Origin of the sequence: Streptomyces sp. NPDC058195 (assembly GCF_042883525.1) — a bacterium.
Classification (GTDB): domain Bacteria; phylum Actinomycetota; class Actinomycetes; order Streptomycetales; family Streptomycetaceae; genus Streptomyces.
Genome location: NZ_JBHVVM010000002.1, coordinates 166719 through 192136, shown reverse-complemented (window position 1 = coordinate 192136; position 25418 = coordinate 166719). Strand labels below are relative to the sequence as shown.

The following is a 25418-nucleotide window of genomic DNA, read 5'->3' as shown; positions in this document are numbered from 1 at the left end:
ACGTCCACCGGGGGCTCCGGCGTAGGTGCGGGGGCGGATCAGCCGGTGTACGGCTTCGCCGAGAGGATCTTCACCATGGCCATCCTGCCGTTCGGCAGCTCGTACTCGGCGTCGTCGCCCATGCGCTTGCCGTTCACGCCGGTGCCGAGCGGCGACTGCGGGGAGTACGTCTCGATGTCCGAGCTCGCGTACTCGCGGGAGGCCAGCAGGAAGGTCAGGGTGTCGTCCGGGTCGCCGTCGAAGGCGATCGTCACGACCATGCCGGGCTCGACCACGCCGTCGTCGGCCGGCGCCTCGCCGACCTTCGCGTGCTCCAGGAGCTGGGTCAGCTGGCGCACCCGGAGCTCCATCTTGCCCTGCTCCTCCTTGGCCGCGTGGTACCCGCCGTTCTCGCGCAGGTCGCCTTCCTCACGGGCCGCCGCGATCTTTACGGCGATCTCCGTGCGCGCGGGACCAGACAGGTACTCCAGCTCGGCCTTGAGCTGGTTGTACGCCTCCTGCGTGAGCCAGGTGACGTTTTCGCTGGTCTGGGTCACAGGGTGCTCCTCGTCGGTACTGGTGAATACAAAGCATCGCCCTACCCGTAAGCATGTGCCACGACGGGTGGGCGAAACCACGAGCCTAACAATTCCCCAGGAAAAGGGGGAGAAGGTAAAACGTCCGGACCGTGTCTACGCAGGTCAGGGCGGAAACGAGCGTTCAGCTCAGGTGCGCGCGTGCTGGCGTGCGGACCGGGGCGCGGCTCAGCGCGCGCCCCCTGAGTCGGCGGTGCAGCCCACCAGCTCCACGCTGGACGCCCTGGCCGTCGTCCGCAGGGTCAGGACCTGGTCGATCCGGTCGGTGCGCTCGTCGAAACGGAAGTCCTTGCGGGCCACGTCGCCGCCGTCCTCATGCCGGGCGCGCAGGGTGCAGTAGCCCTGGACGTCCTTGTCCTTCCGGACCTCAAGGTGGACGTCGACCCGCTGGTCCGACACGACCTTGCGCTTGATCACTTCGGCGCTGATGCCCTGGCCGGAGACGTAGTCGTAGCCGATCCAGCCGACGACGCCGATGAGGGCGACGCCCAGCACCGACCCGATGATCTTGAGCTTGCGATCCGCCTGCTGGTCCGCGGAGCGGCCATAGCGGCTCTCCACCGTCGTCTCGCGCACCGCGGTCATGATCGTGCCTCCCGTGCCGGGGATCCCCGTCCCGAGGATCGAGGAATTTTCCGCCCCCCGGTTCGGTCACTATAGAAGCCTGCCCACATGCCGAATCACTGAGGATCGAGTCTTGACCGAGCAGCTGCGACTGATGGCCGTCCACGCCCACCCCGACGACGAGTCGAGCAAGGGCGCGGCCACCATGGCCAAGTATGTGTCCGAGGGGGTGGACGTGCTGGTGGTGACCTGCACGGGAGGCGAGCGCGGCTCCATCCTCAACCCGAAGCTCCAGGGCGACCCGTACATCGAGGAGAACATCCACGAGGTGCGCCGCAAGGAGATGGACGAGGCCCGGGGGATCCTGGGCGTCGAGCAGGAGTGGCTCGGCTTCGTCGACTCCGGACTTCCCGAGGGCGACCCCCTGCCGCCGCTTCCCGAGGGCTGCTTCGCGCTGGAGGACGAGCAGACGGCCGCCGGCCGCCTCGTCCGCAGCATCCGTACGTTCCGGCCGCAGGTCATCACGACGTACGACGAGAACGGCGGGTACCCGCACCCCGACCACATCATGACCCACACGATCACGATGATCGCCTTCGATGGTGCGGCGGACGCTGAGAGGTTTCCCGAGGAGGAGTTCGGCCCGGTCTGGCAGCCGGGCAAGCTCTACTACAACCAGGGCTTCAACCGGCCGCGCACGGTCGCGCTGCACGAGGCGCTGCTGGCCCGCGGCCTGGAGTCGCCGTACGGGGACTGGCTCAAGCGCTGGAAGGAGTTCGAGCGCGACGAGCGCACGCTGACCACGCACGTCCCGTGCGCGGACTTCTTCGAGATCCGCGACAAGGCGCTGATCGCGCACGCCACGCAGATCGACCCGGACGGCGGCTGGTTCCGCGTGCCGATGGACATCCAGAAGGAGGTCTGGCCGACCGAGGAGTACGAGCTGGCGAAGTCCCTCGTCGATACCTCCCTCCCCGAGAGCGACCTCTTCGCGGGCATCCGCGACAATGCCTGATATGTACGCGACCCAGGCACTGACCGATCTCGTTCCGCTTGCCGCTGAGCTCGACAAGAACAAGGTGACCCCCGGCGTTCTCGGCTTCATCGTCTTCGCGGCACTCGCCGTGGGCGTGTGGCTGCTGATGAAGTCCATGAACCGGCACATGGGCAAGGTCGACTTCGAGGAGGCCCCGGACCCGGACGCGGTGCCGGCCGGGGCCGCCGCGGGGCCGGGCTCCGCCAAGGGGAAGTAACAGGGGAAGTAACACCGAGCGGGCGGCCCCGGCACCCTTTCCCCGGTACCGGGGCTTCCCCCGGTACCGGGGCCGTTCCGTACCTCGCGCTCCGTTCCTGGCGCCCTGTTTCGCTCCGGGCGCCCCGTTCCGTACGCCGTGTTCCGCTCCGGGCGCCGGCCGTACGCCGTGCCTCAGGCGCTGTACGAGGCCGGGACCGGTACGCCCATGACGTCCCGGGCGTGGCGTGACGGGGTCATGCCGAGACGCCAGGCCTGCCAGCCGTCCTCCAGATCGACCCCGCGGTTCAGCACCACCGTGAAGGCCTCCGCGCAGTCGACCAGCTGGCCGTCGCGCGCCGGATGCCCGGCCTCCAGCAGCTCCGCCAGCTCCTGCTGGGCCACCACCGTGCCCACCTCACTGCCGCCCGGCGACGCGTAGGGCAGCAGCGTGCACCGCAGGAAACGGGCCCAGTCCGCGCCCCGCGTGTCCCCGTACGCACGGAACAGGTCCACCGCCTCGCCGCACAGCTCCAGCGCCTGACCGGCCCGGTCGTTGCCCGCGTCGATCAACGCCAGCTCCAGGCACGTCCACGCCTCGCCGTGGGTCACCCCGATGCGCCGGAAGTCGGCGCGGGCGTCCACCAGGAGCTGGCGGGCGAACCCGGAGTTGCGGAGGTTCCCGGTCCGCGCGGCCCGCTGGTCCCGGGTGACCCGGCCCGCGTGGTGACGGGCGCACGCCAGCCCGTACCCGTCCCGCATCCGGGAGAACATCGTGCGGGCCCGCTCCAGCTGCCGGACCGCCCCGTCGGCGTCCCCCTCCTCCTCCAGGGCCTGGCCCAGGTAGAACAGCGTCCACGCCTCACCGCGCGCGTCCTCGTTGTCCCGGTGCCGGGCCAGCGCCGACCCGAGCCGCTCCACCGCCTCGGCCGCGTCGCCGTCCAGCAGCCGGGCGCGGGCCAGCTGGGTCAGCGCCCACGCCTCGCCCCGCTCGTCCCGGGTACGCCCGTACAGCTCCAGCGCCTCGCGCAGCGCGTCCTCGGCCCGCGCCACCCGGCCCATCCGCAGCAGCGTCTGGCCGAGCTGGAAGCGGGTCCACGCCTCGCCGTGCAGTGACTCGCCCTCCTGGTGCAGCACCAGCGCCGCCTCCAGCAGGGCCAGCGCCTCCGCGATCCGGGCCCGGTCCCGCTCCACCGCCGCCAGCGCGTGCATCGACCACGCCCGGTCCTCCGCCTGCTCCGCCGAGGACTGGAGCCCGATCGCCTCCCGCAGCCGCGCCGACGCCTCGGTCAGGTTGCCCTGGTGGTGCAGGGTGATCCCGAGCGAGCAGAGCGCCAGCGCCGTACCCGCGTCGTTCTCCGCCTCGCGGTAGAGGCCGACGACCGACGACAGGGTGGTGCGGGCCTTGTCCAGCTCGCCGAGCTGCCGCGCCGCGATCCCGGTGCGCCACTGCACCGACCGCTCCAGCAGCCCCTTGTCCACCGCCTGCGTCAGCTCGCTGATCTCACCCAGCCGGTAGAGGTCGCCGCGCAGCAGGCAGTAGTCGCACAGCGCGCCCAGCAGATCCAGTACCGCCCGCTGGTCGACGCCCTCGGCGTGCCGCAGCGCGGAAGTGATGAAACTCGACTCGTGGTCCAGCCAGCTCAGCGCCGCGTCCAGCGAGGCGAAGCCGTGCGAGCCGAACTGACCGGCCCGGGTGGACATCTTGCCGTCCACCATGCGGATCACCGCCCCGGCCAGGTCCGCGTAGCTGCGGATCAGCCGCTCCTGCGCGGCGGTACGCTCCGCCGTCTCCTCCTCGTCCCGCAGCCGCGCCAGGGCGAAGGAGCGCACCAGGTCGTGCAGCCGGTAGCGCGAGCCCCGGACCCGGCTCAGCAGCCCGGCCCCGGCCAGCTCCGTCAGCAGCCGCTCGGCCTCCTGCTCGTCGGCGGCGAGCAGCGCCGCCGCCGCGGCGGCCCCGAGGCTCGCCCGCCCGGCCAGGGCGAGACGGCGCAGCAGCCGCCGCGCCTGCTCGGACTGGTCGGTGTAGCGCAGCCACAACGCCCGCTCCACCGGCTGGACCCGCTCGTACCCGGCGAGGTCCGCGGCGAGCGTGCCGGGGCTGCGCGTACCGAGCGAGGAGCCCGCGATCCGCAGGGCGAGCGGCAGCCCGCCGCACAGTCCGGCGACGGCCTCCGTCCCCCGCGAGTCGTACGGACCCTCCTGCGGCGCCCCGGCCGACTCGCGCAGCAGTTCCTCCGCTCCCGCCGCGTCGAGCGGGCCGACCGGCAGCCGGTGCACCCGGGCCGGGAGACCGGCGGGCAGCTCCAGCGGCTCACGGGCGGTGACCAGCACCAGGCTGTCCGAACGCCCGGGTACCAGTGCGCCCACCTGCGCCACGTCGGCGGCGTCGTCCAGCACCACCACCACGGGGGTGCCGGTCAGATGCCGCTCGTACAGCTCGCCCAGCCGCCGCACCTGCTGCTCCGCCGAGCCGCGGGCCGAGGGGTCCGTCCCCGGGGCGCCGGACGCACCGTCCCGGAAGAGCAACTGCTCACGGGGGGCGCCCAGCCGGTTCAGCAGGTGCAGCAGCGCGTCGCGGGTCGGCAGCGGCGCCTCCCCGGCACCGCCGCGCAGATCCACCACGCAGGCGCCGCGGAACAGGTCCTTCAGGCTGTGCGCGGCCCGCACCGCGAGCGTGGTCCGCCCCGAACCGGGCGCGCCGTGCAGCACGACGACGGTCGGCTTGGTCTCCGTCGACGCGCGGGCCTCGCGCACCCACCGCGCGATCTGCTCCAGCTCACCGCGCCGCCCCGCGAACGGCCCCTCGCACGCGGGCAGATGGCCGAACGACTGCTCCAGCAGCGCCCGGGTTCGAGCCGCCGCGCTGCGGTCCGCGCGGCGCCCCGGCGCCGGGGCGGTCCGCGACTGCTGCGGAACCTGCTGGGCCGGGGTGCGGGCGGAGGCGGTGAGCATCCGCTGCTGGTCGAGGAAGGGGCGGATGCCGCGTACCTCCAGCGCCGCCAGCCACTGGAGCCGCAACTGCTCGGTCCCGCCGGGCTGTCCGGCCGCCCCGGCCCTGCGGTGGGCGGCGGGCCAGTGCGAGGCGGTGGCGCGGGCGACGGTGGCGGTGGCGCCCGCGACCGCGACCACCGCACCCGCGCCGAGCGCGGGCCCCGCGGCCGTACCGAACGCGAGGTCCGCGCCGAAGGCGGCGACCGCGGAGACTCCGGTGACCAGCAGGGGAGTTCCCAGCGTCGCCCGGCTGAGCCGTCCCGCCAACGGCCGCGCCCCGGCCTCGTCCGCGTCCAGCGCCCGGACGTACGCGGCGTACTCCTCCGCGGCCGCACCGGCCAGCGTGTCCAGGGCCGCACGCCCGCGGGCCGTCAACGACCCGGCATCGGACCGGCCGCCCGAACGCCGTACCTCCTCCTCGACGGCACGTACCAACAGCCCCTCGGCCTCGGCGCGATGATTGTCCCGCACAAGTGTCCCCTTCGGCTTCGGTGATACTCCTTGCCCCTGCCCAGTCTCCTGTCCGCGATGCGACGAAGCGAGGCACCGCACCGGGGGCGGCCGGGCCGCGCGGAGGGGGAGCCGGGTCCGCTGGGTACGCTTCCGGGATGACGGAGCAGACCGGGCAGGACGGGCGGCGGCCCGCGAACGACGGGCCGAAGGCCGCCGTCCGTAACCGGGCCGCGCTGGTCGCGGCCGCCCGGGAGATCTTCGCGGAGCACGGTCTGGAGGCGCCGCTGTCCGCGATCGCGCGCAGGGCCGGGGTCGGGCAGGGCGTCCTGTACCGGCACTTCCCGGACCGGACCGCCGCGGTGGCCGCGGTACTGGAGGAGAACGTCGGGCAGATCGAGCGGGCGGCCGGGACCGCGGGCATGTCCTTCGCCGACGTCCTCGGCGTGCTGACCTGGCACCTGACCGAGTCGTCGGCCTTCATCGGCCTGCTGCACACCGACCGGCCTGCCGGCCGCGCGGACATCCGCGCCCACGCCGTGGGCCTCTCCGGGCGCGTGGAGCGCGCGCTGCGGCGACGGCTGCCCGACGGCCACCGGCTGAGCGGCGCGCAGGACCTGACGCTCGCGGTCGCCATGGTCTCCGCCGCGGTCACCGGCCCCACCCGCGAGGAGCGGGAGCGCCGGGCGCTGGCCGCCTGGCGGCTGCTCGGCGTCGAGCTGGGGCCGGTGCGGGCGTTCGGCGGCTGAGCCAGGGCGGGTGTCAGCCGCCGTTGGACTGACGGGTGCCCGCCGCGAGGGCGTCGAAGGCGTAGAGATATCCCCCGGCAGGACCGCTGACGGTCATGTAGGCCCTGGTTCCGCCGGGTGTGATGGCCACGTTCGTCGCCGACTCCAGCCCTTCGGTCCGTGCGGGGAGTTCGACCGTCGCCAGCCGCTCACCGTTGCGGTCGTACACGGCCATCGCCGCCCGGCCGTGCAGCCCCTGGTAGAGGTTGCCGTCCGCGTCCACCGCGATCGAGTCGGTCTGCGCGATTCCGCCGTTCACCCGGATGGCGGTGTGCCGGGACGTCACCCTTCCCTCCTGGTCGAGACGCAGGTACGAGATCCTGTTCTCGGTGAGTTCGCTGAACCACAGTCCGCGGTACTCCGAGTCGAACGAGATCCCGTTCGGAGCGGCCAGACCCTCGGCCAGGACCGTGGCCTTCCCGCCCTCGCGGTCGATCCGCACCACGCGTCCGAGCGCCTCGCCCTCGGACAGGCCGCGTGAATCGCTGAGGTACAGGTTGCCGCTCCGGTCGAAGGCGATGTCGTCGGGGTTCATCCGCGCTCCGTCGATCTCGCCCGAGAAGAAGGTCCGGGGATCACTGCCGTCGGGGGCCAGGCTCACGATCTCGCCGTGCGAGAAGTCGCTGAGGTAGATCCGTCCGTCGTACGGGCTGAACTGTGCCGAGGTGTAGGCCCCCCGGTCGTCGGTGTGGACCGCGCGGGAGGTCTTCCTCCCCACGTCCACACGGATGACCTTGGGCTTGCCCCCGGGCGCGGTGACGTCGACGACGAGCAGCCCGCCGTTCCCGTCGAACGTGGGCCCCTCCAGCAAGGTCATCGCGGTCTCGGCGTGCGGCTGGGTCAGCCGCATCACCTTCTGCGCGCGGATGGTCCTGCCCGCGGTGGCGGACGACGGCGTCTTCCCGGGGCTGGCGATCTCCGTACCGCATCCGGTGAGGAGCAGTGCCCCGACCGTGGTGAGCACGGCGAAGGACCGGGCCGAAAGCCGCTGCATGGGATCACTCTTCCTGTCTGCTGCGAGGTGTCCGCAGGTCCGGGACGCGTGCGCGGCGAAGGGGCGGACGCCATCTGGCCGAATTCCGCCGTACCGCCGCACCGCAACCGGACAGTGTTGTCCGGTACTTGCTACGGTAGCCGACCGTCACCCGCCGGAGCGGCCCAACTGCCCAGAATGGGAATGCGACATGACGAGCCATCAGATACCCGACGCCGATGAGCTGGCCGCGCTGAGGCGGCGATACCGCCTCGAACGGGAGCGGCGTGTCCGCCCCGATGGCGCCGCCCAGTACCGGGACGCCGACGCCGGGTTCGGCTACTACGCCGCGGACCCCTACACGACCGGGCCGGACGCGCGCGAGCCGCTCCGTGACGCCGTCGACGTCGCCGTGATCGGGGGCGGCTTCGGCGGCATACTCGCCGGGGCGCACCTGCGGCAGCGGGGTGTGGAGCGCATCCGGATCGTCGAGAAGGGCGGCGACTTCGGGGGCACCTGGTACTGGAACCGGTACCCGGGCATCCACTGCGACATCGAATCCCACGTGTACTTGCCGATGCTCGACGAGACCGGCTACGTCCCGGAGTGGAAGTACGCCCCCGGTGACGAGATCCGCCGCCACGCGATGCGGATCGCACGGAAGTCCGACCTCTACGCGGACGCCCTCTTCTCCACCGCTGTTACTGCCCTGACCTGGGACGACGCATCGGAGACATGGGTCGTGGCGACGGACCGCGGTGACGTCTTCCAGGCCACGTACGTCGTCAGCGCCACCGGTACCCTCACCGACCCGAAGCTCCCCGGAATTCCCGGGATCGAGGACTTCGAGGGGCACACGTTCCACACCTCGCGGTGGGACTACGCCTATACCGGCGGCACTCCGCAAGGCGGCATGACCGGCCTCGCCGGCAAGCGCGTCGGCATCATCGGCACCGGCGCCACCGGCGTCCAGGTCGTCCCGATGCTGGCGGAGGACGCCGGGCACCTCTACGTCTTCCAGCGCACCCCTTCCACCGTGGACGTACGGGCCAACCGCCGCACCACCGCCCAGGACGTCGGCGCCGACCGCGAGGGCTGGGCCCGCAGACGGCGGGAGAACTACCTCCGCATCGTCTCCGGAGAACAGGCCGAACAGGATCTCGTGGCGGACCGGTGGACCGAGTCGGCCGGTCTGCTGGAGAAACTCCTGCCCAGCTTCCGGCGCCACGGCGACCGGAAGGCGTTCGAAGCGGCCTACGAGACCGCCGACGCCGCCAAGATGAACGAACTCCGCGCCCGCGTCGACCAGACCGTCGCGGACCCGCGGACGGCGCGGGGGCTCAAGCCCTGGTACCGCTACGCCTGCAAGCGCCCCACCTTCTCCGACCTGTACTACCCGGCGTTCAACCGCGACAACGTCACGCTGGTCGACACCGCGGACACCCACGGCATCGAGCGCGTCACCGGACAGGGGGTCATGGTCGGCGGCGTCCCGTACGCACTGGACTGCCTGATCTTCGCCACCGGATTCAACGTCGGGACCTCCGGCATCCACTCGGGCAGACTCCCCGTCCGCGGCCGGGACGGCGTCGAACTGCTGGACCGGTGGGCGCGACGGGGCCCGCGCACGCTCCACGGATTCACCAGCAGCGGCTTCCCGAACCTGATCCAGATGGGTTCCCTCCAGAACGCCAGCAGCGTCAACTTCACCCACATCCTGGACGAGCAGGCCCGCCACGCCGCCGCCCTCGTCGCGGCGGCCGAGGCCGGGAACGCCCTCATCGAACCGTCCCCCGGCACCGAGGACGCCTGGATCGCCGTCCTGGCCGAGGGCGCCCCCGACCACGAGTGGTTCCACGCCGAGTGCACCCCCGGCTACTACAACCGCGAGGGCCGGGGCAGGCCCAACGGCCCGACGGCCTACCCGCACGGGGCCGTCGCCTTCCACGCACTCCTGGAACAGTGGCGCGAGGAGTCCATGGGCGAAGTCCTCCGGGCGAGGACCGGCCCGGAACATCCGCGCCCGTGACCGAAGGCCCCGTGCCGGACGGGCCCGGCGCGCGGCCGGGGGACGCCCCCGCCCCGGCGCGGTCCGGCGCCGTCCGGCCGGGCGCGACGGAGTCCGTGTGGTCCCCGCGAGAGGGATGGGCGCGGTGAGAGGCTGGGCCGCCCCATGAACTGGCTGGCTGGTGTGACCTCGCCCCATCTGCTTCAGCACGCGGACAACCCGGTCGACTGGTGGCCGTGGTCGGCCGAGGCCTTCGCGGAAGCCCGGCGGCGGGACGTGCCGGTCTTCCTGAGCGTGGGGTACAGCTCGTGGCACTGGTGCCAGTGAATTCGTCAACCGAGTAGACCGCGGCTCTTGCGGCCGTCTGAAAACACGGGGCGACACACTCAGAAGGTGGTGGCCGCCTGGAGGTGGACATGACGGGCCCAAGCGGGCCGCAAGTTGACGGATGTGACAAGGCATCCGGCGCAAGTCGCATCCAGGAGGTCCCAGAGTCGGACCCACCCGTGACCCTGGGGGAGGTGATCGGCCCGCTGTGCTTCCTGGAGCTTAGGCTCGTAGCATCGTTGCAGCTCAGGGGGAGGGGTGTTGTACGGAGGCTCACGGCCTTGCCGGATAGCTGGAACTCCGAGGCAGACGTCGGGCATCTGTGCAGCGGGGAAGAGTGAAACTCGAGTGTCGAGCTTCCACCGTCTGAGATCATTGCCGTAGCCACGTCGACGGGCCGTCAGGGCGGCGTGCGCCGGACATGGTGTGAGCGAACGGAGCCCAGGTGTCGTTGGAGAGGTTCTCGCTGGAGAACTATCGCTGCTTCAGGGAGAAGCAGGAGGTGGCGCTCGGCAAGATCACCATCGTGCTCGGGCGGAACAACTCCGGCAAGAGCGCGGTCGTGCGAGCGCTCCCGCTCCTCTCACTCGGTATCCGCGGCGACTCCCCGCACCCTCTGGACCTGGATCTGGTCCAGGGCTTCACTCCTTCCTTCGCCGATCTGATCCACGGCTCGTCACCCCATGGGCACATCCGGCTGGGCGTGTCGATCGGGCGCGAGGATGGCGAGGCCGTCGGGGCCGTCGCCGAGGTCCAGAACATCGCTAACCACGGAACGCAGCTGGTCTCCTCGGTGCGGATCTCCTGCGGGTCGGAAGCCGCGGACCTCTCCTGGATCGCCGGTGTCGACGCCTACTCCCCGGAGAAGCGCGCTTATCTCGTCGACGGCCAGGAGGCCAAGGTCGGATTTCGCGGGCTGCTGCCCGATCCGGCCGACTGGCCGGACGCCGTCGGCGGTGTCAGCGGCGTCACCGGGCTCATCCGGGAAGGCCTCGACGAGATCCGGTATCTGGGTCCGTTCAGGAAGAGCCCGGAGCGCTTCTTCCGTTCTCCGGCCCGGACCCTGGGCAGCGTCGGCTATCGGGGCGAGAAAGCGCTCGGCATGCTCGCCGCAGACGAGATGTCCGGGCGTGGTCTGATCGGCCGTGAGGTGAACACCCTGCTGGAAAGCATCCTGCCCGGGTGGCACCTCGAAGTCACCGACGTCGGCTCCGGGATGCACATCCCCAAGCTGCGTTCCCTGCGCGACCCCGATCTCGTCGTCCACATCGACGACGTCGGCACCGGTGTGATCCAGTTCCTGCCGATAGTGATCCAGCGGGCCGCGGACCGCGTGGAACCGCCTGCCGGGCCGGTGATCGAGATCGTGGAGGAGCCCGAACTTCATCTGCACCCTTCGGCGCACGCCGCGATCGCCGATCTCTACGTCGACGCCGTGCAGGAGCCGCAGGTGCGCTTCCTGGTGGAGACGCACAGCGAGAACTTCCTCCTCCGGATGCGCCGGCGGGTTGCGGAGCGGAAGCTGGCGCCGGAGGACGTGAAGATCTACTTCGTCGAGCAAGCCGAGGGGGCCGCCACCCTGCGGAAGATCGAAGTGGACGCCCTCGGCAACCTCGACTACTGGCCGCGGGGGGTCTTCGCGGAGGACTTCGAGGAGGTGCGCGCCCTCGCGGACGCGCAGGCGAATCGGATCGACGATGCGCGTTGAGATTCCCGTCGACCTCCTGAAGGACTGTCAGGGCGACGAGAACGCCGAGCTCGTATTGAAGCTGATCAGGTTCTTCAGAGAGGCGCGGCACGAGTGGGTGATCTCCCCGCATGACGTGGAGGCCGTCCACGCGTTCCTGGAGCGTCACGTCCCGGTCCTGGCGCAGGTCTACCTGCTGCTCGCACAAAAGGCGAGCATGGCGCAGGCCTGGGCGCCGCACAGCGGGACCACGGGAGTGGTCAGGGTGGCTGGCGATACGCTAGCGGCAGACATCGGCGACTTGGAGCGGCCGGCCGTGCTGGTCGTGGAGAACGCGATCTACGACTGGCAGATGATCGAGGCGCTCGCGCGCCTGCTGGGCTGCGAGGACGTCGTCGACGCCAAGAAGGGCAGCCGCCTCGGCGTGTACAACGGAGGCGGGAAGGACGGGGCGACCCGGCATGCCGTCGAGCAGGCCGGTCAGTTCTCCCGGACCAAGCGTGTGGTCCTCGTCATCGACAGCGACAGTTTCCACCCCACGGACCAGACCGGCAACCACGAGAAAGCCGAAGCCGCGGCCCGCGAAGGTGTGAGCGCGCACGTCCTCAGCTTCCGGGAGATGGAGAACTACATCCCCAACCGGGTCCTGGCCCGGCAGCCGAAGAAGACCGTCGGAATGTCCTCCATGGCCAAGCGCCTGGAGTCCCTCAAGACCTTCTCGCCCGAGCAGCGCGCCCACTTCGACATGAAGCACGGATTCAAGGGGAAGCCGAAGAAGGGCGCCGACCAGAAGGGGCGCCACTCCGGGAAGGCGGGGAGCACCTACGTCATCCCCCCGCGCCACGGCGATCTGTACGACGAAGTGGCGGAGCGGGATCTCATCACCCTCCAGGAGGGATTTGGAACGGACTTGCCGGGGCTGTTCCTGCAAGAGGTGATGGGCGGCGGCATATCGGAGCGGGACCTGGACGGCCTGGGCCCCGGAGCGAAACAGGAATTGCGATCGATGTTCGAAACGATTCGGGGCGTGATCTGAGCATGGGAGACATCGAGGTGGTCAAGGATATCTCCGTGGTGCCGGAGGTCCACTTCCTGGAGCAGGTCCTGGAGCGGATCGCGCAGGGCGAGCTGCGGGTGCCGAAGTTCCAGCGCCCGTTCCTGTGGCGCCCCGAGCAGATGCTCCAGCTCTTCGACAGCATGGAGCGCGGCTACCCGATGGGCAGCCTACTGATCTGGGAGACGCCCATGCCGCTCGAAAGTCTCGACACCATCGGTGGGCGCAGCATTCCGCCGGCACCGGAAGGGGCGAAGGTCGCCTACGTCCTGGACGGTCATCAGCGGCTCTCGACGCTCTTCGGCGTCCTCCATCGCTCGGCCGACGCCCCGCGGTCCGCGCGCCAGGAGGACTGGATGTGGTGGGTCTACCGGCCGCTCGTCCGGTCGGAACACGACGGTGTGCGTTACCGCCACTGGAAGAGCGGCGAGACGGTGCCCAGCCACCTCCTGCCCATGCGGTCCGTACTGGGGACCCTGGACTTCCTCGAATACGCACGGATGCTGTCCGATGACCACTCCCGGGAGGAGGCCGACCGCCTCACCAAGGAGAGCGAGCGCATTGCGAAGCGGGTGAAGAATTACAAGGTCTCCGTGGTGCGCATGGAGGGCGGCACTCTCCAGCAGGCCATCGAGGTCTTCTCCAGAATCAACAGCAGCGGCCAGAAGATGCGTCCCGACCAGATGGTCTCGGCTCTGACATACGGGACCATCGGCTCGGAGACGACGCTCAGCGACGAGATGGAGGAGATCAAGGGGCGGGTCGCCGCTTCGGGATTCGGTGAGATCCCGATCATGACGATCTTCCAGACCGTCCTCGCGCTGTCCGGCGAGGAGGACGTGCAGCGGGACACCTCCTGGGAGACGATGGCCCGCAAGGTCCAGGATCAGCTCACGGCCGCGGTGAAGGACACCGACCTGATCCTCCAGCAGGTGGTCGAGTTCCTACAGGAGGAGGTCCGGGTTCCGCTGGCCCGCCTCGTTCCCTACAACATCCAGATCATGCTGCTCGCCGTCTTCTTCCACTTCTCCGACAAGGTTGAAGCGGAGCAGCGGGTCAAGCTCCGGAACTGGTTCTGGACCACGTCCCTGGCTGGCACCTTCGCCGGGTCCACCACCACCCAGGTCCGGAAATTCATCAAGGAGATGAAGGCCTTCGCCCGGGGAGAGGGCGGACTCAGCTATTCCGGTGAGCGGGCCCGTTCCTTCCCTGAGCGCTTCGACCTGCGCAGTGCGCGCGTGCGCGCCTACCTCCTCTGGGATCTGCAGACGTTCCCAGAGCGGAAGAACCCCGACGGCGGCACCGCCAACGTGCTGGAGCAGCTGGCGACAGCGCACAGCGAGACCTATCGACACGTCATCACCCAGAGCAGAGTCCCAGGGGCGTCCAGTCCCGCCAACCGGATCGTCATGACGACGCCAGCGGGTGTGTCGATCCGGCAGGCGCTCATCAGGCTCGCGGAGGACGGGAGGACCGACATCCTGGACTCACACGGAGTCAGCCTCGCGTCCATCGAGCACCTCAAGGTCGACGAGTTCACCGAGTTCATCCTCGCCCGCCAGCACGAACTGGCCGCGAAGGAGCGGCAGTTCATCGAGAGTCTGGGCATCAAGTCGGCCGACAAGGAGGCCGGAGAGGCCGACATCGACACCGAGTGAGGGGTAGCGAGTCCAGGCTTGTACAGCGTCGAAGGCACAACGCGGCTTTCCTGCCTGGAGAGGCAGTCGGCATGGCGAATCGACTCGTGAGGATCGGCTTACCTTCCCTGCCCTCCAGCTGCCCTGTTGGTGCGACCGTCCGCCAACGTGACGGGGCGGCCTTTCGGCGCCTTACGCGTCCCCGAGATCAACCGTGATGGAGAAGGGCGCGGTGGCCTTCACCGTGCCGGTGTACATCTCGCCGTCCCGGTAAGTTTTGGTGGCGGGGTCGAGGACGTAGGTGTAGACGATCGGGACGCCGGTGGCGGCCTGCTCGACTCGCCAGTAGAAGGGGATGCCTGCCTTGGCGTACTGGTCCACCTTCACGATCCGGTCAGTGGTTTCCGATCCGGGCGACACGACCTCGACTACCAGGAGCACGTGCTCGGGGCGGGTGGGCGTGAGGTCGATGGTTTCCGCCCGGTAGACGATGACGTCCGGACGGCGGTTGGTGAGGGGGACGTCCTGCAGGCGGACGTCGAAGTCCGTGTCTGCGTTCCAGTCCGGGCCCGCGGCGGCGTCCAGGGCGTTGGCCAGGATGCGGGCCAGCCGGTTGTGGCGCTTGGAGGCGCTCGGGCCCACGGCGACCATCCCGTCCACGATCTCGATGCCGACGCACTGCTCCTCGGACCAGGAGTCGTACTGTTCCGCGCTGATCTGCGAACGCATCCACTCGGGCGCCACCATCTCGGCGGTCATGGTGTACCTCCTTCGAGGAGCCTCGGCAGGTCCGGCGCCGCTGCGCCCAGCCTACTGTTCCGAGGTGTCCGGCTGCCCGGCCGGGAGGGGATGAGGCCGCCCACCGCGTGATGGCCCACAAGCGTAATTCAGCCAAGCTAAGCGACCCCGTGAAGGCTTCATCGGTCGCGTCAGGCGCTGTGAGAGGCTGGGCCCCATGAACCGGCTGGCTGGTGTGACCTCGCCTTATCTGCTTCAGCACGCGGACAACCCGGTCGACTGGTGGCCGTGGTCGGCCGAGGCCTTCGCGGAGGCCCGGCGGCGGGATGTGCCGGTGTTCCTGAGCGTGGGGTACAGCTCGTGCCACTGGTGCCATGTCATGGCGCACGAGAGCTTCGAGGACGAGGCCACCGCCGCGTACATGAACGAGCACTTCGTCAACGTCAAGGTGGACCGCGAGGAGCGGCCCGATGTGGACGCGGTCTACATGGAGGCGGTGCAGGCGGCCACCGGACAGGGCGGATGGCCGATGTCCGTGTTCATGACGGCGGACGGGGAGCCGTTCTACTTCGGTACGTACTTCCCGCCCGAGCCCCGCCACGGGAGCCCGTCCTTCCGGCAGGTGCTCGAAGGGGTCTCGGCCGCCTGGTCCGGGCGGCGGGAGGAGGTCGCCGAGGTCGCCGCGCGGATCGTCCGGGACCTGGGCGGGCGCTCCCTGGTGCACGGCGGGGAGGGGCTGCCCGGTGAGCCGGAGCTCTCGCAGGCACTGCTCGGGCTGACCCGCGACTACGACGAGAAGCACGGCGGGTTCGGCGGCGCGCCGAAGTTCCCGCCGTCGATGACCGTCGAGTTCCTCCTGCGCCACCACGCCCGCACCGGGGCGGAGGGCGCCCTCCAGATGGCCGCCGACACCTGCCGGGCGATGGCCGGGGGCGGGATCTACGACCAGCTCGGCGGCGGCTTCGCCCGCTACGCGGTGGACCGGGAGTGGGTCGTGCCGCACTTCGAGAAGATGCTCTACGACAACGCGCTGCTCTGCCGGGTGTACGCGCACCTGTGGCGGGCCACCGGCTCCGAGCTGGCCCGGCGGGTCGCCCTGGAGACCGCCGACTTCATGGTGCGCGAACTGCGCACCGCCGAGGGCGGGTTCGCCTCCGCGCTGGACGCCGACAGCGAGGACGGGGCGGGGCGGCACGTCGAGGGCGCGTACTACGTCTGGACGCCCGCGCAGCTGCGGGAGGTGCTCGGCGAGCAGGACGCCGCCTTCGCCGCCGAGTACTTCGGGGTGACCGAGGAGGGCACCTTCGAGGAGGGGTCCTCCGTGCTCCGGCTCGCGGGGGAGGGGGTGGCGGACGCGGACCGGGTCGCCGACGTACGGGCCCGGCTGCTGGCCGCGCGCGAGTCGCGCCCGCGCCCCGGCCGGGACGACAAGGTGGTGGCGGCCTGGAACGGGCTGGCCATCGCCGCGCTCGCCGAGACCGGGGCCTACTTCGACCGGCCCGACCTGGTGGAGCGCGCCACCGAGGCGGCCGACCTGCTGGTCCGGCTCCACATGGGGGACACCGCACGGCTGACCCGTACCTCGAAGGACGGGCGGGCGGGCGACACCGCCGGGGTGCTGGAGGACTACGGCGATGTCGCCGAGGGCTTCCTCGCCCTGGCCGCGGTCACCGGGGAGGGGGCCTGGCTGGAGTTCGCCGGTTTCCTCCTCGACCTCGTGCTGGCGCACTTCACCGGCGAGGGCGGCCAGCTGTACGACACCGCCGACGATGCCGAACAGCTCATCCGCCGCCCCCAGGACCCCACCGACAACGCCGTCCCGGCCGGCTGGACGGCGGCGGCCGGGGCGCTCCTCTCGTACGCGGCGCACACCGGTTCCGAGGCGCACCGGACCGCCGCGGAGCGGGCGCTGGGCGTGGTGAAGGCGCTGGGGCCCCGGGTGCCCCGGTTCGTCGGCTGGGGGCTGGCGGTGGCCGAGGCGCTCCTCGACGGGGTGCGGGAGATCGCGGTCGCCGGTCCGGTCGGCGGTGAGCTGCACCGTACGGCGCTGTTGGCTACCGCGCCGGGCGCGGTGGTCGCGGCGGGGGAGACCGGCGGGGCGGAGTTCCCGCTGCTGGTGGACCGGCCGATGACGGGCGGGGCGCCGACGGCGTACGTCTGCCGCCGCTTCGTGTGCGGCGCGCCGACGACGGACGCGGCGGAGCTGGCCCGCCAGGTCGGGGCGCGGCGTTAAGGGCCGTCCCGTAATCCTGGCGGGCGTGCGGCGTCAGCCACGGCACCCCGCCGCGTTGTCGGGACGCCCGGATACATCCAGTATTCGGGCGTCCCTCCGCCGTGCGATGCACCGCGTCTGACGCCGCACCCTGATCCACCAGGGATTACGGGACGGCCCTCAGGGACGTGAGTGCCGGGGTTCCGCGGACGGAGCCCCGTGCGCGGCCCTGCCGGGGCCGCCGGGACCGTCCCCGACAGCCTGATCCCGTTCTCCCGGAGGTTCCCGTTGCCCGGCGGGGGAGGGGGCGTGTCCGCGTCAGGGGGAGAGCGGGGCCGCCACGGCCGCCACCGCCTCGTCGACCAGGGCGGCGAGATCCTCCGTACCGCCCCGCTCACCCCAGTACAGCACCGCCTCGCGCAGCGCGCCCAGGGCCGCCGTGACGGACACCCGGACCGCCAGGTCGCCGGGGGTCCGGCCGGTACGGGCGGCGAAGGCGCAGGCCAGCACCCGGGCGGTGCCCGCGACACCCTGCGCCGTGCGGACCCGCAGCGCGGGGACGCGGGCCAGCAGCAGGGCGCGCTGCCGCAGCTCCCGGTCCTCGGCGGCCGTCAGGTCCGTCAGCGCTCGGGCCAGCACGTGCCGGAGCGATTCCAGCGGCGGCTCACCGGCGGGCCGGGCCCGCAGCGCGGTCTCCAGGGCCGCGTCGTACTCGCCGGTGAGGACGATGTCCTCCTTGGCCGGGAAGTAGCGGGAGACGGTGCTGGGGGACACCTCGGCCGCCGCCGCGATCCGCTCGACCGTCGTCGCCTCGTACCCCTGCTCGGAGAAGAGGCGGTAGGCGGCCCGGCGGATCTCGGTCCTCGTCCGGAGCTTCTTGCGCTCGCGCAGTCCGACGCCCTTCGCGGCTCCGGGCGCGGAAGAAGCGGAAGAAGCGGAAGAAGCGGAAGGAACGGAGGGGGTTCGGGGGAGGGCGGCCATGGGGGCCATTGTCGGGCATCCGGTGGCCTCCGGCACCGCCCCGCGGCGGGTGGAACGCGCGGTCAGCGGTGGTTGTAGGCGACCAGCGAGATGCCGACGTAATGCACCACGAACGCCGCCAGCGTCAGCGAGTGGAACACCTCGTGGAAGCCGAACCAGCGCGGTGAGGGGTTGGGGCGCTTGATGCCGTAGATGACCCCGCCCGCGCTGTAGAGCAGGCCGCCCACGACCACCAGGACCAGCACGGCGATGCCGCCGGTCCGCATGAAGTCGGGCAGGAAGAAGACCGCGGCCCAGCCCATCGCCAGGTAGCACGGTGTGTACAGCCAGCGCGGGGCGCCGACCCAGAACACCCGGAAGGCGATCCCGGCCGCGGCCGCCGCCCAGACCGCCCAGAGCAGCGGCGTGCCGGTGGAGTCGGGGAGCAGCAGCAGGGTCAGCGGCGTGTACGTGCCCGCGATGATCAGGAAGATGTTGGCGTGGTCGAGGCGGCGCAGCACCGCCTCGCCGCGCGGCCCCCAGGTGCCCCGGTGGTAGAGCGCGCTCACGCCGAACAGCAGACAGGCGGTCAGGGTGTAGATCCCGCAGGCGATCCGGCCGCGGGAGCTGTCGGTGAACGCGATCAGCGCCACCCCGGCGACGATCACGGCGGGGAACATCCCGGCATGCAGCCAGCCGCGCATCCGCGGCTTCACCGGGAGGGCGTCGGACTCGGCTGGTTCCGGCCCAGCGGGGGCGGGTGCGGCAGCGGCAGCAGTCATTCCCGCATCGTACCTACGCGACCGTAGGTAACCGATCGGAGTGGCGATGCTCACGTGTGCGGCCCCCTGGACATATGGGCGAAACGGGCGGATGATCAAATGAGTGCGGTCGGCACCGGATGAGCGCCAGCAAGATTCGAAGGGGTCGAAGCATCCGGGTCGCAGCCCCCACGGGGCACCTACCAAGCAGACACCCTCAACAAGGAGCGATCGTGGCGCGCGACATCGCGGCTCCCCCCACTCTTCCCACCGGTCACCCGGAGCTCATCTCCTGGGTGAACGAGATCGCGGCGATAACGGAACCCGACCAGGTGGTCTGGTGCGACGGTTCCGAGGCCGAGTACGAGCGCCTGTGCGGGGAGCTCGTCGCCAAGGGCACCTTCACCAAGCTGGACGAGGAAAAGCGCCCGAACTCCTACTACGCCGCGTCCGACCCGAGCGATGTCGCCCGCGTCGAGGACCGTACGTTCATCTGCTCCGAGAAGGAGGAGGACGCCGGTCCGACGAACCACTGGAAGGATCCCGCCGAGATGCGGGAGATCTTCACCGGTGAGAAGGGTGTCTTCCGCGGCTCGATGCGCGGTCGCACGATGTACGTCGTCCCCTTCTGCATGGGCCCCGTCGGCTCCCCGCTCTCCGCGATCGGCGTCGAGATCACCGACTCCGCCTACGTCGCCGTCTCGATGCGCACCATGACGCGCATGGGGCAGGCCGTGCTGGACGAGCTCGGCACCGACGGCTTCTTCGTCAAGGCCGTGCACACCCTGGGCGCCCCGCTGGAGGAGGGCCAGGAGGACGTTCCGTGGCCGTGCAACTCCACCAAGTACATCTCGCACTTCCCCGAGGACCGCGAGATCTGGTCCTACGGCTCCGGCTACGGCGGCAACGCCCTGCTGGGCAAGAAGTGCTACGCGCTGCGCATCGCCTCCGTCATGGCGCGTGACGAGGGCTGGCTCGCCGAGCACATGCTGATCCTCAAGCTCACCCCGCCGCAGGGCGAGGCGAAGTACGTCGCGGCGGCCTTCCCATCCGCCTGCGGCAAGACCAACCTCGCCATGCTGGAGCCGACGGTCCCCGGCTGGACCGTGGAGACCATCGGCGACGACATCGCCTGGATGCGCTTCGGTGAGGACGGCCGCCTCTACGCGATCAACCCCGAGGCCGGCTTCTTCGGCGTCGCGCCCGGCACCGGCGAGCACACCAACGCCAACGCCATGAAGACGATGTGGGGCAACTCCGTCTTCACCAACGTCGCGCTCACCGACGACGGCGACGTCTGGTGGGAGGGCATGACGGAGACCGCTCCGGCCCACCTCACCGACTGGAAGGGCAACGACTGGACGCCCGCGTCCGACACCCCCGCCGCCCACCCCAACGCCCGCTTCACGGTCCCGGCCGGGCAGTGCCCGATCATCGCTCCGGAGTGGGAGGACCCGAAGGGCGTGCCGATCTCGGCCATCCTCTTCGGTGGCCGCCGCGCCTCCGCGGTCCCGCTGGTCACCGAGTCCTTCACCTGGCAGCACGGCGTCTTCCTCGGGGCCAACGTGGCCTCCGAGAAGACCGCCGCCGCCGAGGGCAAGGTCGGCGAGCTGCGCCGCGACCCGTTCGCCATGCTGCCGTTCTGCGGCTACAACATGGGCGACTACATGAACCACTGGATCAAGGTCGGCGCGGACAAGGACCAGTCCAAGCTCCCGAAGATCTACTACGTGAACTGGTTCCGCAAGAACGACGCGGGCAAGTTCGTGTGGCCCGGCTTCGGCGAGAACAGCCGCGTCCTGAAGTGGATCGTCGACCGCCTCGACGGCCGCGCCGAGGGCGTCGACTCCCCGATCGGCGTCCTGCCGGCCAAGGGCTCGCTCGACACCGAGGGCCTGGACCTCTCCGAGGCCGACCTGGACTTCCTCCTCGACGTCGACAAGGAGGTCTGGCGTGAGGAGGCCTCGCTGATCCCCGCGCACCTCAACACCTTCGGCGACCACACGCCCAAGGCGCTGTGGGACGAGTACCACGCGCTGGTTGAGCGTCTGGGCTGACGCCACCCGGGCGCACCCGCGCGGGTGCGCCCCGCACGCCCCCGCGGCCGGGCCTCGGACGTCCGCCCTGACCTGTGGGGTCAACAGCCCGCCGCGGCACGACGGCCCCCGGAATCCCCTCACGATTCCGGGGGCCGCCCCCTTTTCGGCGGCTTTCGCGTGGAACATCCGTGGATCGCCCGGGAGTTGCGCACAGGGCCTTCACAACGCTTCGATGATCCTTCACATATGCTCCGGCTTGGTCGGCCGGGGCAACAGAGCCTGTGGGGGACTCAGTTGAACAGGAAGCCGAGCAGGAATCCGAGTGGGAAGCAGCACTCCGTACGCATCGCGGCGACGCTCGTCGCGCTGACACTCGGCACCGCGGGCCTCACCGCGCTCGCCCCGCCCGTCGCCCGCGCGGCGGACGGTGCCGTGCCCGGGGACACCGTGGCCAAGCTGCCGATGTCCTCGTACGCGGCGATGGTCGTCGACTCGGTGCACGAGCGGGTCTACGTCACGGACGGACAGGACCGCACCACGAACAACGTGGTCCACATCTACAACTTCGAGGGACAGAAGACGGGATCGGTGTCCGTCGGCACCGTCCCGTCCGGGATGGCGCTGAGCGCGGACAGCGGGACGCTCTACGTCTCGCAGTCCTCGGCCGTCCTCGCCCTCGACACCGTGACCTGGGAACGCACCGGCGCGGTCGCCACCGCGACCGCCCCGATGTGCCCGCGCGACGTCGCCGTCGCCGGGGGCAAGCCGTGGCACGCGGAGACGCCGTACAACGGCACCGACTGCGCCGCCTTCCGGAGCACGCTGTACGGCACGGCGGACAGCAAGCTGGTCAACACCGGGTGGAACGCGGCCAGCAGGCTGCGGCTGGAGAGCGACCCCGAGGTCCCCGACCGCTTCGTGATGGCGCAGACCCGCACCGCCGCCGAGACCGACCCCTTCGTGACCACCTTCGACGCGACCGGCGACACGCTCGTACGCGGTCCGCAGCGCCGGTTCGCGGACGCCCAGGGCCAGGGCGGGCTCGACATGAAGGACGTGGCGCAGTCGCCCGACGGGCGGCGGATCGCGGTCGCCGACGCCGCGTACGGCACCCGGCTCCTGGAGGCCGCCGACCTGTCCGACGCGCCGGTCGCGTACCAGCCGCTGCCCGAGGGCGCCACGGCGTCCGCGGTCGCCTTCAGCGGGGACGGCACCTACATCGCGCGCGGCGCCACCGCCACGGGCGGTGTGCCCGACCTGCTGGTGCAGCCCGCGGACCCGGCGTCCGGCCGGACCCCGCTGGAGTTCGCCTTCGAAGGCGCGCTGGACGGGGACCGGGTCGCGCCGCGCGGGCTCGGCTGGTCGGCGGACGGCTCGCGGCTGTTCGCCGTCACCACCAACAGGGCGGGCACCGAGTACTGGCTGCACGTCATCCAGCCCCCGGCCGCCCAGTACGACTCCCGGTTCACCGGCGGGCTCTCCACCACCCCGGGGCAGCCCGTCGTCGGCGAACCGGCCGGGATCAGGGGCCGCCTCGAACTGGACGGGCCCGCCCCCGCCGAACCGGTCCGGGTGACGGCGGTACGGCACGACGCCAACGGCGACCGCAAGCTGGCCGCCGTCGAGGCCGAGGCCGACGGCTCGTTCACCGTCCTCGACGTTCCGTCCCTGGTCGGCGACGCCACGTACACCGTCTCCTTCACCGGCGACATCACCCACCGGCCGGCCGAGGACGTCACCCTCGCCGTCACCGTCGCCAAGGCCCCCACCACCGTCACGCTCCAGGCCCCCGCGGAGGCGGTCAAGAGCGAGGGGCTGACGATCACCGGCACCCTCACCGGCCGGGGCAGGGCGCTCCCCGCCGGGATCACGCTCTCCGTGGTGCGCACCGACCGGAAGGGCACCGGCACCCTGACCTCGGCCGCCGTCGCCGCGGACGGCAGCTTCACCGTCCACGACCTGCCGCGCGCCGCGGGCCAGGTGACGTACGAGATCGGCTACGCCGGTGACGAGCTGCACGACGGCGCGACGGCGTCGGCGACGGTGCGCGTCCGCAACTGACGCCCGCGGCACCGTGGTGGAACCCGGGGCCGGGACTATCCGTTCCGGCCCCGGTCCTCCAGATGGCGGGTGTGGGACCGCTGGCGGCGGGCCTCCGTCTCCCGCAGCCCGGCCGCCAGCGCCGCCGCCTCGCGGTGCAGCAGGGCCAGTTGCTGTTCCAGCTGCCGTTCGGGCGGCTCCGCGCCGGGCGCGATCCGTGTCCACCAACGGGTCCGTACGAAGGTGTCGACCGCTTCCGGGACGTCCTGGTGCACGGCACGGGACAGGAGGTGGACGCCCCCCGGGTCGGCGGCCAGGGCCCTGGACATCCAGCCGGGGGCGAGGAGCCCGTCCAGCAGCTCCAGCAGCTCGGTGAGGCGGCCGGACGCGGCGGGCGGCAGCTCCACCGCGTCCAGGTACTCCCGCAGCGTCCCGAAGTCCTCCCGCACCGCGTCCAGCCGCGACGACGCGTCAGGGAACTCCGGCGCGGGCAGGCGCTCGGGCGACGCGATCAGCGCGCCCGCCGCGTACAGCCCGGCGACCACCACGGGCCAGTACGCCCCGGCGAGCCCGGTGAAGGTGAGGGCGAGGCCCGCCAGCCCGCCGGTGCAGCCGGCGAGGTTCTTCCGCGACTCCAGGCAGGCCAGCGCCCGGCCCGCGAGCCCCCCGCCCGGCGTTCTCGGCCCGCTTCTACTGGTAGCCACGGATCTCCTCGAAGGCGCCGTCCAGCGAACCCGGCCCCCGCTCCTTCGTCGCGTCGAAGAGACGGCCGCCGGTCATGCCGGCGATCCGGTCCAGCTCCGCCCGGTCCGAGTCGCCGAAGACGACCGGGAAGACCGGGGTGGCCCGGCGGGCCTCGGGCAGCGCGCGGTAGTAGGAGGCGAAACCGCGGGCGGTCTCGCCGCTGGTGTTCTCGCCGTCCGTCATCAGCACGATCGAGGTGAACGCGGACTCGGTGTCCTCCCCGATCCGCTCGTACGCCGACTTCAGGCTGGAGTAGATCGCCGTCTCGCCCCCGGCGCTCAGCGCGGCGGTGTCCGCCCGGAGCGCGTCCAGGCCCCGGCGCGGGTCGGCCGGATCGACGGTGTGGGTGCGGACCCGTTTCACGGACGAGCCGAACGGGAGCAGGGTGACTTCCTCGCGTTCCCGGAAGTCCTCGGTCAGCCCGGTCAGCGCCGCCTTCAGCGCCTTCAGCCGCTCCCCGGCCATCGAACCGGAGGTGTCCAGCACGTACACCGTGCGCGAGGGGCGGCGCAGCTTGTTCTCGTAGGCGTGCAGCAGCCCGTCGGCGACGGAACGGGAACCGGGGAAGGGCAGTTCGCGCCGGGCGTCGGCGGCGAGCGGCGGCGCGGGCCGTACCGAGGGCACGACCGGGCGGCGGAAGGTGTCCCGGGTCAGCTTCCGCTGGACGCCGGGGCTGCGGAAGTACGCGGTCAGCGCGCGGACCGCGTCCTTGGCCCCGGGGGTGGCGGCGGCGAGCGCGCTGAGCGGGTAGTCGGCCGTCAGCACCCCGTCGCGGGGGCGGATCACGGTCAGCCCGGTGTGGCTGTCGCGGTTCAGGGAGAGCAGCACCGACTCGTAGTTGATCAGTGCGTCGACGGTGCCGCGCCGGGCGTAGGCGGTGGCCAGCCAGCCCGAGGAGCCGGAGGTCAGCCGCTGTCCGGCGAAGAACTCCTTCAGCTTCCCGGCCGCCCCGCGCACATCGGCGTCGGTCAGCGCGGACTGGGCTCCCGAGAGCCCGGAGGCGACCGAGACCAGCGCGGAGAAGCCGGAGTGGGAGCGGGCCGGGTCGGTCATCCCGTACGTGAGACGGCCCTCGGCGACCGCCCGGTGCACCTGCGGCCAGGTCACCTCCGAGGGGCGCCAGCCCAGGCGCCTCACCGTCGCCGGACGGACCCCGAGGGCGACCGGCGAGGTCATCAGCGGGGTCTCCGAAGTGATGTGCGCGGCGGCGTCCGGGTGCAGCCGCAGAGCGTCGTTCGAGGAGAGCCAGACCGCGTCGTACGCCCGGTCCGCCGTGCCGGAGCCGAGCTGTTCGACGGCGTCGAGGGTGCCGGTCCAGGTGGGCCGCACCGTGATCCCGGTGGCCTTGCGGGCCTCCTCCAGCAGGGGCTTCATATCGGCGAGTTCGCTGGAGGCCAGGATGCGCAGGGTGCCGGGCCGCTGCCCGCCGTCCCGGTGCCCAAAGGCCCCGGCGGAGGCGCTGTCGCCGTCCGGGCCGGAACAGGCGCCCAGGGGGAGGAGGACGGCGGCGGACAGCAGGGCGAGCAGCGGGCGCAGTGCCCGGCGCCGCGGCCCTCCCGGCCGCCCCGGGCGGGGTTGCGCGGTCGTCCGGGGCCGCCCGAGGGGGAGCGGCCGGGGCTCTGGGGTCATGGCTGGG

General features: G+C 71.5%; 19 protein-coding genes and 1 pseudogene. 11 read left to right on the top strand and 9 right to left on the bottom strand.

Going from position 1 to position 25418, the window contains the following annotated elements:
* Window positions 1-38: 38 nt before the first annotated feature.
* Both greA and ACFVWY_RS02990 read right to left on the bottom strand, forming a co-directional pair.
* Window positions 39-536, bottom strand: coding sequence for a transcription elongation factor GreA (gene greA, locus ACFVWY_RS02995; RefSeq protein WP_352273436.1), 498 nt, complete (start codon window positions 534-536; stop codon window positions 39-41).
* A 207-nt stretch (window positions 537-743) separates the two neighbouring features.
* Window positions 744-1160, bottom strand: a complete 417-nt coding sequence (locus ACFVWY_RS02990) for a DUF4307 domain-containing protein (protein WP_389866715.1) — start codon at window positions 1158-1160, stop codon at window positions 744-746.
* A 112-nt stretch (window positions 1161-1272) separates the two neighbouring features.
* On the opposite strand from ACFVWY_RS02990, the gene mca reads away from it, so the two are divergent.
* Entirely contained in the window at window positions 1273-2154 is an 882-nt protein-coding gene (gene mca, locus ACFVWY_RS02985) for a mycothiol conjugate amidase Mca (protein WP_389866713.1), read from the top strand.
* Between the two features lies 1 nt (window position 2155).
* Window positions 2156-2392, top strand: a complete 237-nt coding sequence (locus ACFVWY_RS02980; RefSeq protein WP_389866711.1) for a hypothetical protein — start codon at window positions 2156-2158, stop codon at window positions 2390-2392.
* A gap of 173 nt (window positions 2393-2565) precedes the next feature.
* Here ACFVWY_RS02980 and ACFVWY_RS02975 read toward each other — a convergent pair whose 3' ends face one another.
* A complete protein-coding gene (locus ACFVWY_RS02975) occupies window positions 2566-5835 on the bottom strand; it encodes a tetratricopeptide repeat protein (RefSeq protein ID WP_389866709.1) in 3270 nt (1089 codons plus the stop codon).
* A gap of 137 nt (window positions 5836-5972) precedes the next feature.
* Here ACFVWY_RS02975 and ACFVWY_RS02970 point away from each other — a divergent pair, with 137 nt between their 5' ends.
* Window positions 5973-6563: a TetR/AcrR family transcriptional regulator gene (locus ACFVWY_RS02970; protein WP_389866707.1), complete on the top strand. Its 591-nt coding sequence runs from the start codon at window positions 5973-5975 to the stop codon at window positions 6561-6563.
* A 13-nt stretch (window positions 6564-6576) separates the two neighbouring features.
* Here ACFVWY_RS02970 and ACFVWY_RS02965 read toward each other — a convergent pair whose 3' ends face one another.
* Entirely contained in the window at window positions 6577-7596 is a 1020-nt protein-coding gene (locus ACFVWY_RS02965; protein ID WP_389866704.1) for an SMP-30/gluconolactonase/LRE family protein, read from the bottom strand.
* Between the two features lie 190 nt (window positions 7597-7786).
* Between ACFVWY_RS02965 and ACFVWY_RS02960 the strand changes: the two genes are divergently transcribed.
* The 5 genes and pseudogenes from ACFVWY_RS02960 to ACFVWY_RS02940 all read left to right on the top strand — a co-directional run bounded on the left by ACFVWY_RS02960 (window position 7787) and on the right by ACFVWY_RS02940 (window position 14309).
* Window positions 7787-9604 carry a flavin-containing monooxygenase gene (locus ACFVWY_RS02960; protein ID WP_389866701.1) on the top strand — a complete coding sequence of 606 codons (1818 nt, stop codon included), beginning with the start codon at window positions 7787-7789 and terminating at the stop codon, window positions 9602-9604.
* A gap of 144 nt (window positions 9605-9748) precedes the next feature.
* Window positions 9749-9904, top strand: a pseudogene (locus tag ACFVWY_RS02955) (DUF255 domain-containing protein); the annotation flags it as partial.
* A gap of 451 nt (window positions 9905-10355) precedes the next feature.
* The gene (locus ACFVWY_RS02950; RefSeq protein ID WP_389866699.1) at window positions 10356-11618 is read left to right on the top strand and encodes a DUF3696 domain-containing protein; all 1263 of its coding nucleotides are present in this window, start codon (window positions 10356-10358) and stop codon (window positions 11616-11618) included.
* On the top strand, window positions 11608-12633 hold the full coding sequence (locus ACFVWY_RS02945) for a hypothetical protein (protein ID WP_389866695.1): 1026 nt from the start codon (window positions 11608-11610) through the stop codon (window positions 12631-12633). Before ACFVWY_RS02950 ends, ACFVWY_RS02945 begins: the two co-directional genes overlap by 11 nt.
* 2 nt (window positions 12634-12635) lie before the next feature.
* Entirely contained in the window at window positions 12636-14309 is a 1674-nt protein-coding gene (locus ACFVWY_RS02940; RefSeq protein WP_389866693.1) for a DUF262 domain-containing protein, read from the top strand.
* A 171-nt stretch (window positions 14310-14480) separates the two neighbouring features.
* Here ACFVWY_RS02940 and ACFVWY_RS02935 read toward each other — a convergent pair whose 3' ends face one another.
* Window positions 14481-15047, bottom strand: a complete 567-nt coding sequence (locus tag ACFVWY_RS02935; protein ID WP_389866691.1) for a Uma2 family endonuclease — start codon at window positions 15045-15047, stop codon at window positions 14481-14483.
* Between the two features lie 196 nt (window positions 15048-15243).
* Here ACFVWY_RS02935 and ACFVWY_RS02930 point away from each other — a divergent pair, with 196 nt between their 5' ends.
* The gene (locus ACFVWY_RS02930) at window positions 15244-17259 is read left to right on the top strand and encodes a thioredoxin domain-containing protein (protein ID WP_389866688.1); all 2016 of its coding nucleotides are present in this window, start codon (window positions 15244-15246) and stop codon (window positions 17257-17259) included.
* Window positions 17260-17556: 297 nt separating this feature from the next.
* On the opposite strand, the gene ACFVWY_RS02925 is transcribed toward ACFVWY_RS02930, so the two are convergent.
* Entirely contained in the window at window positions 17557-18219 is a 663-nt protein-coding gene (locus ACFVWY_RS02925; protein ID WP_389866685.1) for a TetR/AcrR family transcriptional regulator, read from the bottom strand.
* A gap of 62 nt (window positions 18220-18281) precedes the next feature.
* Window positions 18282-18980 (bottom strand): hemolysin III family protein, encoded by a 699-nt coding sequence (locus tag ACFVWY_RS02920; protein WP_389866682.1) that lies wholly within the window; start codon window positions 18978-18980, stop codon window positions 18282-18284.
* Between the two features lie 212 nt (window positions 18981-19192).
* Between ACFVWY_RS02920 and ACFVWY_RS02915 the strand changes: the two genes are divergently transcribed.
* Together ACFVWY_RS02915 and ACFVWY_RS02910 are read left to right on the top strand one after the other, a co-directional pair.
* Window positions 19193-21016, top strand: a complete 1824-nt coding sequence (locus tag ACFVWY_RS02915) for a phosphoenolpyruvate carboxykinase (GTP) (protein ID WP_389866680.1) — start codon at window positions 19193-19195, stop codon at window positions 21014-21016.
* A 276-nt stretch (window positions 21017-21292) separates the two neighbouring features.
* Window positions 21293-23059, top strand: a complete 1767-nt coding sequence (locus ACFVWY_RS02910; RefSeq protein ID WP_389866678.1) for an Ig-like domain repeat protein — start codon at window positions 21293-21295, stop codon at window positions 23057-23059.
* Window positions 23060-23094: 35 nt separating this feature from the next.
* Here the strand turns inward: ACFVWY_RS02910 and ACFVWY_RS02905 are convergent, their stop codons facing one another.
* Window positions 23095-23742: a hypothetical protein gene (locus ACFVWY_RS02905; RefSeq protein WP_389866675.1), complete on the bottom strand. Its 648-nt coding sequence runs from the start codon at window positions 23740-23742 to the stop codon at window positions 23095-23097.
* Complete coding sequence (locus ACFVWY_RS02900; protein ID WP_389866672.1) at window positions 23729-25411, bottom strand: substrate-binding domain-containing protein; 1683 nt, start codon at window positions 25409-25411, stop codon at window positions 23729-23731. The genes ACFVWY_RS02905 and ACFVWY_RS02900 overlap by 14 nt, the downstream gene beginning before the upstream one ends.
* Between the last annotated feature and the right edge of the window lie 7 nt (window positions 25412-25418).